The following is an 11,693-nucleotide window of genomic DNA, read 5'->3' as shown; positions in this document are numbered from 1 at the left end:
GGGTGTTTGAACGTTTCCCGGACGTGTGTTTAACGTCTTTCCGCTCGCCACAACGAGCACCGTCGACCGTCACGCCGAGTCCTGCCGGCGGTCGTCCGGTACCGACGCGCCAGCGCCGAAGGCAGGAGCGGGGGACCCAAGGTAAGTGCCGGGAGGCCAGCGGAATCGGCCGAACGGCTAGGGGTGAAGCAGGGTGCGGACCTCCGTACCCAGCCGGGCAACTCACGCCCGAACCCGACAGCTCACCTCGTAGGCGTCGGTGAGGAAACGAACCAACATGTCCAATGCTCAGGGCAAGCACCGCCGTCCCTCCAAGGCCACCCGTATCACCGCGCTCGTCGGCCTCGCCGGAGCCGCTGTGGCCACTCCGCTCATCGGTGCGACGTCCGCCTCTGCCGCCACCAGCTCCCAGTGGGACCAGGTCGCGCAGTGTGAGTCCGGTGGCAACTGGTCGATCAACACCGGCAACGGCTACTACGGTGGCCTGCAGTTCTCCTCCTCCACCTGGGCCGCCTTCGGCGGTACCGCCTTCGCTCCGACGGCCGACAAAGCCGGTAAGGCCCAGCAGATCCAGGTAGCCGAGAAGGTCCTCGCCAGCCAGGGCAAGGGCGCCTGGCCGGTCTGCGGCAAGGGCCTGACCTCCGGCGGCGCCCCGGCCGCCCCGGCGCCGTCCGCGCCGCAGCAGAGCCAGTCCGAGTCCGCGCAGCCTCAGCAGCAGGCCCCGTCCGCCGAGCCGAAGGCCGCGCCGCGCAGCGCGCCCGAGAAGGCCGCGCGCGACCAGGCCCGCGGCCCGATCAAGAAGGGCGACGGCGAGTACAAGGTCAAGTCCGGTGACACCCTTGGCAAGATCGCCAAGGCCGAGGACGTCAAGGGCGGCTGGAAGAAGCTCTTCGAGCTGAACAAGAACATCGTCCAGAAGGCCGACCTGATCTTCCCCGGCCAGCAGCTCCACCTGAGCTGAACTGCCACACCGTAGTCAACGAGCCCCGGCCGGGTGCGCCGCCCCCACGGTGCACCCCGCCGGGGCTTCGGTGCGGTTAGGCTCATGCTGCTACCGAAGACCCATACGAAGGAGATCCTCGTGCCGTCCATCGACGTCGTCGTAGCTCGCGAGATCCTCGACTCGCGAGGCAACCCCACGGTCGAGGTCGAGGTCGGCCTCGACGACGGCAGCACCGGCCGTGCCGCCGTCCCGTCCGGCGCCTCCACCGGCGCCTTCGAGGCCCTCGAACTCCGTGACGGCGACAAGAACCGCTACGGCGGCAAGGGCGTGGAGAAGGCCGTCCTCGCCGTCATCGAGCAGATCGGCCCCGAGCTGGTCGGGTATGACGCCACCGAGCAGCGCCTGATCGACCAGGCGATGTTCGACCTGGACGCCACCCCGGACAAGTCCTCGCTCGGCGCCAACGCCATCCTCGGCGTCTCCCTTGCCGTGGCACACGCCGCCTCCGAGGCGTCCGACCTGCCCCTCTTCCGTTACCTCGGCGGTCCGAACGCGCATCTGCTGCCGGTCCCGATGATGAACATCCTCAACGGCGGCTCGCACGCCGACTCCAATGTGGACATCCAGGAGTTCATGATCGCGCCGGTCGGCGCGGAGTCCTTCTCCGAGGCCCTGCGCTGGGGCGCCGAGGTCTACCACACCCTCAAGGGCGTGCTGAAGGAGCGAGGCCTGTCCACCGGCCTCGGCGACGAGGGCGGCTTCGCGCCGAACCTCGACTCCAACCGGGACGCCCTGGACCTGATCGTCGAGGCCATCAAGAAGGCCGGCTACCAGCCCGGCCAGGACATCGCGCTCGCGCTCGACGTCGCCGCCTCCGAGTTCCACAAGGACGGCGTCTACCAGTTCGAGGGCAAGGCCCGCACCGCGTCCGAGATGACCGCGTACTACGCCGAGCTGGTCGACGCGTACCCGCTGGTCTCCATCGAGGACCCGCTGAACGAGGAGGACTGGGACGGCTGGAAGACGATCACCGACCAGCTCGGTGACAAGGTCCAGCTGGTCGGTGACGACCTGTTCGTCACCAACCCCGAGCGGCTGGCCCGCGGCATCGAGAACGACACCGCGAACGCGCTGCTGGTCAAGGTCAACCAGATCGGCTCGCTGACCGAGACCCTCGACGCCGTCGAGCTGGCCCAGCGCAACGGCTTCAAGTGCATGATGTCGCACCGCTCCGGTGAGACCGAGGACGTCACCATCGCCGACCTGGCCGTCGCCACCAACTGCGGCCAGATCAAGACCGGCGCCCCGGCCCGCTCCGAGCGGGTGGCCAAGTACAACCAGCTCCTGCGCATCGAGGAGATCCTGGACGACGCCGCGGTGTACGCGGGCCGTTCCGCCTTCCCGCGCTTCAAGGGCTGACCCGCTTCTCGGCTCCGAGGAGCGGACACGTCTGACGCCGGTCCCCGGCCGCGGTCCCGTACCGTGGCCGGGGACGGCCCAACTCAGACGGGCACTGCTTGACCGAAGTCATCACCGGGGAGGCGACGTGCCGGCGGATCGGTTCTCCACCGCGACCAGACTCAAGGCGCTCGGCGAACACGCCGCCGCCCGGGTCTACCGTGCCCGGATCAAGCGCCGCCGCAGCCGGCTCACCGGCCGGGCCGCCCTCCTCGCGCTGGTCGTCTGCTCCCTGGTGGTCGCGCTGGCCTACCCGATGCGGCAGTACGTCTCCCAGCGCTCGGACATCGCCGACCAGCGGCGCCAGGCCCAGCGCGAGCGCGCCGAGGTGGCCAAGCTGAGCGAGCAGAAGGCCCGGCTGCGCGACCCCGCGTACATCGAGCGGCAGGCCCGCGCGCATCTGCACTACCTGATGCCGGGCGAGACCGGCTTCAGCATGGTGGACCCCGGCGCCAGGGCCGAGCGCTCCACCGACCGGGGCGCGGCCGACCGCCCCTGGTACACCAACCTCTGGGACGCCGTGGACACGGCGGACACGCCGAAGGCGGCCGCCGCCGTGGACCGCTGATACGCGCCGCACCGGCGCCGCATACGGCCGCACCCGGTCCGACACCGATCGAAGAGAACTTTCCCCTCATGGACACGCCCCCTCCGCAGACGGAGCCCACCGCGCCCACCGACGCGGACATCGCCGCCGTCAAGGAGCAGCTGAACCGCCTCCCGCGCGGCCTGCGCGCCGTCGCGCACCGCTGCCCCTGCGGCAACCCCGATGTCGTCGAGACCGCGCCGCGCCTCGAGGACGGCACGCCGTTCCCCACCACGTACTACCTGACCTGCCCGCGCGCCGCGTCCGCGATCGGCACGCTGGAGGCGGAGGGCGTGATGAAGGAGATGACGGCCCGGCTGGGCGAGGACCCTGAGCTTGCCGCCGCCTACCGCGCCGCCCATGAGGACTACATCGCGCGCCGCGACGCCATCGAGGTGCTGGAGGGCTTCCCGAGCGCGGGCGGCATGCCCGACCGGGTGAAGTGCCTGCACGTCCTGGTCGGCCACTCCCTCGCGGCCGGGCCCGGGGTCAACCCGCTCGGCGACGAGGCGATCGCGCTGCTGCCCGAGTGGTGGCGCAAGGGCCCGTGCGTCGCGCCCTGCGCCCCGACGGAGGAAGAGGAGACCGTATGACCCGCGTCGCGGCCGTGGACTGCGGCACCAACTCGATCCGGCTGCTGGTCGCCGACGCCGACCCGGCCACGGGCGAGCTGACCGAGCTGGACCGCCGGATGAAGATCGTCCGGCTGGGCCAGGGCGTGGACCGCACCGGTCGGCTGGCCCCCGAGGCGCTGGAGCGCACCTTCGCCGCGTGCCGGGAGTACGCGGAGGCCATACGCACGCTGGGCGCCGAGCGCGTCCGTTTCGTCGCCACCTCGGCCTCGCGGGACGCCGAGAACCGCGACGAGTTCGTCCGTGGCGTCGTGGACATCCTCGGTGTCGAGCCCGAGGTGATCACCGGGGACCAGGAGGCGGAGTTCTCCTTCACCGGCGCGACCAAGGAGCTGACCGGGCATGAGCACCTGAGCGGCCCGTTCCTGGTGGTGGACCTCGGCGGCGGCTCGACGGAGTTCGTCAGCGGCGACGACGGGGTGCGGGCGGCCCGTAGCGTCGACATCGGCTGCGTCCGGCTGACGGAGCGGCATCTCGTCACGGACGGCCGGGTCGCCGAGGTGCCGACGGAGGATCAGATCTCGGCCATCAGGGCGGATATCGAGCGGGCGCTGGACCTCGCCGAGGAGACCGTGCCGCTCACCGGCGGCTGCCGCCCCGGGGAGGGCGGCCACACCCTGGTCGGGCTGGCGGGGACGGTCACCACCGTCGCCGCCATCGCGCTGGGCCTCGCGGAGTACGACCCGGCCGCGATCCACCACGCCCGGGTCCACGCCGGTCAGGTCGGCGAGATCACGGCCAAGCTGCTGACCTCGACCCACGCGGAGCGGGCGGCGATCGGCGCGATGCATCCGGGCCGGGTCGACGTGATCACCACGGGCGCCCTGGTGCTGTTGGCGATCATGGATCGGACGGGCGCCGAGGAGGTCGTCGTGAGCGAACATGACATCCTCGACGGCATCGCCTGGAGCATCGCCTGAGCGTGGACGTTATCGTCTGAGCGGCTGCGGAGGGCCCTTCCGGGGCCTTCCGCGGACCCTCGCCAACGGAGTTCGTGAAACTCTTCACATGAAAAAGGTGCCTGGTGGCCGCCTTCTGGGCCGCCTCAGGGCCGCTATTGGCGACCGTGTTCATCAAATCGGCCGGAACACGGGCTGAACGGTTGGTGCGACGGACCGCTCGGGAACCCTCTGGTCTACTCGCGCGTTCAACGGCTATCGCTGCTCAGCGGGGCTGGGAACCCCTCGCTCCGGTTACCGGTTCCCCGGCGGAGCTATGCCGTCCAGCAAGGGGGCGGCGGAGTGTAGCAGATACCCCCACATTGCTTGTGAAGGGGCTCACGAGGTCCCCCTCGAGGGGTGCTGGATACTCGAATCATGAGCACCACGGAGCGTCCCAGGATCCTCGTTGTAGGCGGTGGGTACGTAGGCCTGTACGCGGCGCGCCGCATCCTCAAGAAGATGCGGTACGGCGAGGCGACTGTCACGGTCGTCGACCCTCGCTCGTACATGACGTACCAGCCCTTCCTCCCCGAAGCTGCGGCCGGCAGCATCTCTCCGCGCCACGTCGTGGTTCCGCTGCGGCGTGTGCTTCCCAAGGCGGAGGTCCTCACCGGCCGGGTGTCGAACATCGACCAGGACCGCAAGGTCGCCGTCGTCCAGCCGCTCGTCGGCGAGTCGTACGAGCTGCCCTTCGACTACCTCGTCATCGCGATGGGCGCGGTCTCCCGCACCTTCCCGATTCCCGGCCTGGCCGAGAACGGCATCGGGATGAAGGGCATAGAAGAGGCCATCGGCCTGCGGAACCACGTCCTTGAGCAGCTCGACAAGGCCGACTCCACCACGGACGAGGACATCCGGCGCAAGGCGCTCACCTTCGTCTTCGTCGGCGGTGGCTTCGCGGGCGCGGAGACCATCGGCGAGGTCGAGGACATGGCCCGCGACGCGGCCAAGTACTACCCGAACGTGAAGCGCGAGGACATGCGCTTCGTGCTCGTCGACGCGGCCGACAAGATCCTCCCCGAGGTCGGCCCGAAGCTCGGCCAGTGGGGCCTGGAGCACCTGCAGAAGCGCGGTGTCGAGATCTACCTCAACACCTCGATGAACTCCTGTGTCGACGGCCACGTGGTGCTCAAGAACGGCCTCGAGGTCGACACCAACACCCTCGTGTGGACCGCGGGCGTCAAGCCCAACCCGGCGCTCGCCCGGTTCGGCCTCCCGCTCGGCCCGCGCGGCCACGTGGACACCGGCGCCACCCTCCAGGTGCAGGGCACCGACTACATCTGGGCCGCGGGCGACAACGCCCAGGTGCCGGACCTCGCCAGCGGCGAGGGCGCCTGGTGCCCGCCGAACGCCCAGCACGCGCTGCGCCAGGCCAAGGTCCTCGGCGACAACGTGATCTCGGGCATGCGGGGCTTCCCGCAGGGCGAGTACAAGCACGCCAACAAGGGCGCCGTCGCGGGTCTCGGCCTCCACAAGGGCGTCGCGATGATCGTCGTCGGCAAGATGAAGATCAAGCTCAAGGGCCGGCTGGCCTGGTACATGCACCGTGGCTACCACGGTCTGGCGATGCCGACCTTCAACCGGAAGATCCGGGTCATCGCCGACTGGACGCTGGGCATGTTCCTCAAGCGCGAGGTCGTCTCGCTCGGCGCCATGGAGAACCCCCGCGAGGAGTTCTACGAGGCCGCCGCCCCGGTCTCCGCGGCCGCCGCCGCGAAGAAGCCCGCCGCCGACGTCGCCGCGGAGAAGGCCAAGGCGTCCTGACGACGGCCCCGGGCACCGAGCACAGCTGAATACCGAACACACGCCAAGGGCGTCCGCCATCCGTGGGGCGGGCGCCCTTCGCGTGCGCTTTTTTACCGATTCCAGACGTGTCGGCGGGACTGTCCGGGCGGTTCCATGGTGTTTACGTGGTGAGTAAATCTTCCCTGACTCGCCATCATGGAGGTGTGCCGACATGACCGACGCCGCCGTGCGACTGGCCACCCTGGCCGAGGAGGCGCTGGGGGCCCCGCTCCCGCTCCGCATCCGGGCCTGGGACCGCAGCGAGACCGGCCCGCCCGGCACCCCCGTCCTCATCCTGCGCAACCGCCGGGCGCTGCGCCGGATGCTGTGGAAGCCGGGCGAACTGGGCCTGGCCCGGGCCTGGGTGGCGGGTGACCTGGAGATCGAGGGCGACCTCTACGAGGCGCTGGACCAGCTGGCCGGGCTGCTGTGGGAGCGGGACGACGAACCCGCCGCCGGGCGCCCGGCCCGGCTCGTCACGGCGTGGAAGGCGGCGCGCGACCCCAGGGTGCGCCACGCCGTCCGCGATCTCGTCGCCCTCGCCGGTCCCGGGCTGCCCCCGGCCCCGCCGCGCGAGGAGGCCGGGTCGACCCGCGGGCCGCTGCACACCCTGCGCCGTGACAAACAGGCCATCAGCCACCACTACGACGTCGGCAACGACTTCTACGAGCTGGTGCTCGGCCCGTCGATGGTCTACTCGTGCGCGTACTGGGACAGACCGGACGCGACCCTGGAGGACGCCCAGCACGCCAAACTCGACCTCGTCTGCCGCAAGCTCGCGCTGGAACCCGGCCAGCGGCTGCTGGACGTGGGGTGCGGCTGGGGCTCGATGGTGCTGCACGCGGCGCGCGAGTACGGGGTGCGCGCGGTCGGCATCACGCTCTCCGAGGAGCAGGCGTCGTACGCCCGCAAGCGCATCGCGGACGCCGGGCTGACCGAGAAGGTCGAGATCCGGGTGCAGGACTACCGCGAGATCGACGACGGTCCGTACGACGCGATCTCCTCGATCGGCATGGCCGAGCACGTGGGTTCCGTACGGTACGCCGAGTACACCGGCATCCTGCACCGGCTGCTGGCCCCCGGCGGGCGGCTGCTGAACCACCAGATCGCCCGGCGCCCCGAGCGGGACGAGGAGGCGTACCACGTCGACGAGTTCATCGACCGCTATGTCTTCCCCGACGGCGAACTGGCCCCGGTCGGCCGGACCGTGACCCAGCTGGAGGAGGCCGGGTTCGAGGTGCGCGACGTGGAGGCGATCCGGGAGCACTACGCGCTCACCCTGCGCCGCTGGGTCGCCAACCTGGAGCGGTCCTGGCCGGCGGCCGTCCGGCTGACCTCCCCGGGCCGGGCCCGGGTCTGGCGGCTCTACATGGCCGCCTGCGCCCTGTCGTTCGAACGCAACCGGATCGGCGTCAACCAGATCCTTGCCGTCCGTACGCCGGAGGGCGGCGCGTCCGGGCTGCCGCTGCGGACCCGCGACTGGCGCGGCTGACCGAAGACGCGGCTGACCGGAGACACAGAAGAACGGGCCTGACGCGCGGGAAGCGCGTCAGGCCCGTTCGGGTCACTCCAAGGCGGTACTACTCGGCCTTGATGGACTCCAGCATGTTCAGCCTGGCCGCCCGGCGCGCGGGCCACAGGGCCGCCAGCACGCCCACGAACGCGGCCATCGCCAGGAACAGACCCATCCGGCCCCACGGCAGGACCAGTTCGTAGGTCGTCAGCCCGGTGGCGATCAGCTCACCGGCCGCCCAGCCGAAGAAGACGCCGAGGCCGATCCCGAGCACCCCGCCGAACAGCGAGATGACCAGCGACTCCAGCCGCACCATCCGCTTGATGCCGCGCCGGTCCAGGCCGATCGCGCGCAGCATGCCGATCTCCTGCGACCGCTCGAAGACCGACATGGCCAGGGTGTTGATGACCCCGAGCACCGCGACGATCACGGCCATGGCCAGCAGGCCGTAGAGCATGTTCAGCATCAGGGTGAACAGCTTGGCGATGCTGTCGGAGATGTCCTTCTTGTTCTGGACCTGGAGGGCCGGGTTGTCCCCGAGCGCCTTCGTCAGCGCGTCCTTGTTGGCTTCGGTCGCCCCGCCCTTGGTCTTCAGCATCACCTGGAAGTCGGCGACGGTGGTCATGTGCGGGGTGATGGTCGCGGTGTCGGCCATGACGCCGCGGATCATCTGGTTGCCCTCGTACACACCGCCCACGGTCAGCTTGGCGCTGCTGCCGTCCTGGTACGTGACCGGGATGGCCGAACCGACCTTCCAGCCGTGCTGGTCGGCGGTCTTGTCGTCGACGACGGCCTTCTGGCCGCCGAAGCCGGAGAAGGACCCCTGGAGGAAGTCCACGCCGACCAGTTCGCTGATGGCCTTGGCGTTGACGCCCGACAGGGTGGTCGTCTCGCCGCCGATCTTGGCCGGGGCCTGGCGCAGCGGGCTGACCGCGGTGACCTCGGGCTGCTTCTCCAGCGTCTTGGCCACCTCCGGGGAGAGCGGCCGCGGCGCCCCGCCCGCGCCGCCCATGCTGACGACGTAGTCGGACTTCAGCCCGTCCGAGGCCATCTGGTCGATGCCCTTCTGGACGCTGCCCGCGATGACCGTCATGCCGGTGATCAGGGTGAGGCCGACCATCAGCGCGGAGGCGGTGGCGGCGGTACGGCGCGGGTTGCGCACCGCGTTCTGCCGGGCGAGCTTGCCGGACATCCCGAAGAGCCGCAGCACCGGCGAGGCCGCCGCGATCAGCGGCCGGGACAGCAGCGGGGTGAGCACGAACACGCCGATCACCAGGACCGCGGCGCCGAACGCCATCGGGCCCTTGCCGTCCATGCCCTGGCCGGAGCCGTACAGCACCAGCGCGACACCGGCCGCGCCGAGCAGCGCGCCGATGGTGTTCCGTACCACCAGGCCACGGGTCGTCGGCGCCGCGTGGACGCTGCTCATGGCGGCGATCGGCGGGATCTTCGCGGCGCGGCGGCCCGGCAGCCAGGCGGCGAGCACGGTCACCACGACGCCGACGAGCAGCGACGCCGCCACCGTGGTCGGCTCGATGACCAGGGGCCCGTCCGGGACGGTGGCCCCGGTGGAGCTGAGCAGCGAGCGCAGCCCGGCGCCGATGCCGACACCGGCGGCCATGCCCACGACGGCCGCGATGACGCCGACGGCCGTGGCCTCGATCAGCACCGAGCGGGTCACCTGGCGGCGGCTCGCGCCGACCGCCCGCATCAGGGCCAGTTCCTTGGTGCGCTGGGCGACCAGCATGGTGAAGGTGTTGGCGATGATGAAGATGCCGACGAAGAGCGCGATCCCGGCGAACACCAGCATCGCGGTCTGCATGCTGCTCATGCCCTGCTTGATCTGCTCGGCCTGGTCGTCGGCGAGCTTCTGGCCGGTGGCGGCCTCGGCGTTGTCCGGCAGGACCTTGTCGACCGCGGACTTGAGCGCGGCCTGCGAGGTGCCGGGGGCGGCCTTCACGTCGATCTCGTCGAACTGGCCGGGCTTGGCGAACAGCTTCTGCGCGGTGGCGTTGTCGTACAGCGCGAGGCTGCCGCCCGCCGCCACATTGCCGTCGTCGGTGGTGAAGATGCCCGCGATCTTCTCGGTGCGCACGGGTCCGTTCACGGACACCCGGATGCTGTCACCGGCCTTGTAGCGGCCCTTCTCGGCGGACTTGGAGTCGAGCGCGATCTCGCCCGGCCCCTTGGGCGCGTGGCCCTCGGTCATCGTGTACCGCGGGTCCTTGCCGTCGGGTCCCGGGTAGTAGTTCCCGCCGAGGGTGGAGAAGCCGCCGCCGAGCAGCTCGCCGTTACGGTCGGAGAGGGCGGAGTAGCCCTTGACGACGCCGGTGGCGGAGGCGGCGCCGTCCACCTTGGCCGCCTTGTCGAGCACCGCCTGGCCCAGCCGCGGCGTTTCGCCGGAGAGGCTGGAGCCGGAGTCGGACTTGTGCGGGGTGATGGCGACGTCGACGCCGTCGAAGCCCTTCTCGGAGCTCTTCTGGTAGGCGGCGGAGATGGTGTTGGTGAAGACCAGGGTGCCGGAGACGAAGGCCACGCCGAGCATGACGGCGAGGACGGTCATCAGCAGCCGGGCCTTGTGCGCGAGCACGTTGCGCAAGGCGGTACGGAGCATGAGAGTTCAGTCCAGGGGAGGAAGGGGGAGTGCGGAGGCGACAGCGGCGTGCGGTGACGGACGCGCGCCTCGCGTCAGCTCGTACGGCCCTTGGCGTCGAACCGCTTCATGCGGTCCAGCACGGAGTCGGCGGTCGGGTCCATCAGCTCGTCCACGATCTGGCCGTCGGCGAGGAAGACCACCCGGTCGGCGTAGGCCGCGGCGACCGGGTCGTGGGTCACCATGACCACGGTCTGGCCCAGTTCGCGCACCGAGTTGCGCAGGAAGCCCAGCACCTCGGCGCCGGAGCGGGAGTCGAGGTTACCGGTGGGCTCGTCCGCGAAGATGATCTCGGGCTTACCGGCCAGCGCGCGGGCGACGGCGACGCGCTGCTGCTGACCGCCGGAGAGCTGGCTGGGGCGGTGCTTGAGCCGCCCGGCCAGACCGACCGTCTCGACGACCCGGTCCAGCCACGCCGGGTCCGCCTTGCGGCCCGCGATGTCCATCGGGAGGGTGATGTTCTCCAGCGCGTTCAGCGTCGGCAGCAGGTTGAACGCCTGGAAGATGAACCCGATCTTGTCGCGGCGCAGTTGGGTGAGCTTCTTGTCCTTCAGGGCCGTCAGTTCGACGTCGCCGATGCGGGCCGAGCCGCTGGAGACCGAGTCCAGGCCCGCCATGCAGTGCATGAGCGTGGACTTGCCCGAGCCCGAGGGGCCCATGATCGCGGTGAACTCGGCTTGCCGGAATTCGACGGAGACGGCGTCCAGGGCGACGACCTGGGTCTCTCCCTGTCCGTAGACCTTGGAGAGGTCCGTTGCTCGGGCCGCCGCCGTCGTGGGACGGGCGGCGGACTCGACGCCGGAAGTGGTGGTGGTCACGGTGCGGGGCTCCTGTCGTGCGGTGCGGTCGGCCGGGACGTCCTTCCATGGTCCTTGCCATAAACAAGGACGGGATCCCTCGCTCCTCCGGTTCTGCGCGCGACTCGGGTCGTAGGCGCGTCAGCCGGAGTCCTCCTTGGGTAGGAGAGGACCCCCCGAACGGGGGCATCGAGATTGCGTCAATCCGCCGTCAAAGGGGTCACAGGGCATATAAGCAGGTCCGGTCGGGCGCCGGCATCGGCGGGTACCCTGACCCACTGCTGATGGGCCCTCAGTTGCCAATAAAATAAGACAACCTCGGTCCGGTGATTCGCTGTTCGGGTCCATCGGCCCGGATAGGCTCGTGCTGCTCTCCTATGGGGAG

The 11,693-nt window shown here is 70.4% G+C and carries 9 protein-coding genes and 1 riboswitch; of the genes, 7 read left to right on the top strand and 2 right to left on the bottom strand.

The features are described from left to right. Window positions 1–103 precede the first annotated feature (103 nt). A riboswitch (cyclic di-AMP (ydaO/yuaA leader) is annotated at window positions 104–271 on the top strand. Window positions 272–277: 6 nt separating this feature from the next. The 7 genes from ACWC5C_RS34490 to ACWC5C_RS34460 all read left to right on the top strand — a co-directional run bounded on the left by ACWC5C_RS34490 (window position 278) and on the right by ACWC5C_RS34460 (window position 7,837). Continuing rightward, window positions 278–961 (top strand): transglycosylase family protein, encoded by a 684-nt coding sequence (locus ACWC5C_RS34490; RefSeq protein ID WP_450881977.1) that lies wholly within the window; start codon window positions 278–280, stop codon window positions 959–961. A gap of 120 nt (window positions 962–1,081) precedes the next feature. Then, the gene (gene eno / locus ACWC5C_RS34485; protein ID WP_385446913.1) at window positions 1,082–2,362 is read left to right on the top strand and encodes a phosphopyruvate hydratase; all 1,281 of its coding nucleotides are present in this window, start codon (window positions 1,082–1,084) and stop codon (window positions 2,360–2,362) included. A 127-nt stretch (window positions 2,363–2,489) separates the two neighbouring features. Beyond that, on the top strand, window positions 2,490–2,969 hold the full coding sequence (locus tag ACWC5C_RS34480) for an FtsB family cell division protein (protein ID WP_450881975.1): 480 nt from the start codon (window positions 2,490–2,492) through the stop codon (window positions 2,967–2,969). Window positions 2,970–3,037: 68 nt separating this feature from the next. Further along, window positions 3,038–3,580, top strand: coding sequence for a DUF501 domain-containing protein (locus ACWC5C_RS34475; RefSeq protein WP_450881973.1), 543 nt, complete (start codon window positions 3,038–3,040; stop codon window positions 3,578–3,580). Continuing rightward, window positions 3,577–4,539: a Ppx/GppA phosphatase family protein gene (locus tag ACWC5C_RS34470; protein WP_450881971.1), complete on the top strand. Its 963-nt coding sequence runs from the start codon at window positions 3,577–3,579 to the stop codon at window positions 4,537–4,539. The genes ACWC5C_RS34475 and ACWC5C_RS34470 overlap by 4 nt, the downstream gene beginning before the upstream one ends. 396 nt (window positions 4,540–4,935) lie before the next feature. Then, window positions 4,936–6,324 (top strand): NAD(P)/FAD-dependent oxidoreductase, encoded by a 1,389-nt coding sequence (locus tag ACWC5C_RS34465; RefSeq protein WP_450881969.1) that lies wholly within the window; start codon window positions 4,936–4,938, stop codon window positions 6,322–6,324. A 193-nt stretch (window positions 6,325–6,517) separates the two neighbouring features. Then, on the top strand, window positions 6,518–7,837 hold the full coding sequence (locus ACWC5C_RS34460; protein ID WP_450881967.1) for a class I SAM-dependent methyltransferase: 1,320 nt from the start codon (window positions 6,518–6,520) through the stop codon (window positions 7,835–7,837). Between the two features lie 88 nt (window positions 7,838–7,925). Here ACWC5C_RS34460 and ACWC5C_RS34455 read toward each other — a convergent pair whose 3' ends face one another. After that, entirely contained in the window at window positions 7,926–10,472 is a 2,547-nt protein-coding gene (locus ACWC5C_RS34455) for an ABC transporter permease (RefSeq protein WP_450881965.1), read from the bottom strand. 74 nt (window positions 10,473–10,546) lie between these two features. Next, the gene (locus tag ACWC5C_RS34450; protein ID WP_385446910.1) at window positions 10,547–11,329 is read right to left on the bottom strand and encodes an ABC transporter ATP-binding protein; all 783 of its coding nucleotides are present in this window, start codon (window positions 11,327–11,329) and stop codon (window positions 10,547–10,549) included. Window positions 11,330–11,693: the final 364 nt, after the last annotated feature.

The organism is Streptomyces sp. NPDC001700 (genome assembly GCF_053596435.1).
Note: the sequence above shows the minus strand (reverse complement) of the source record. Positions and strands in the feature narration are given on the sequence as shown.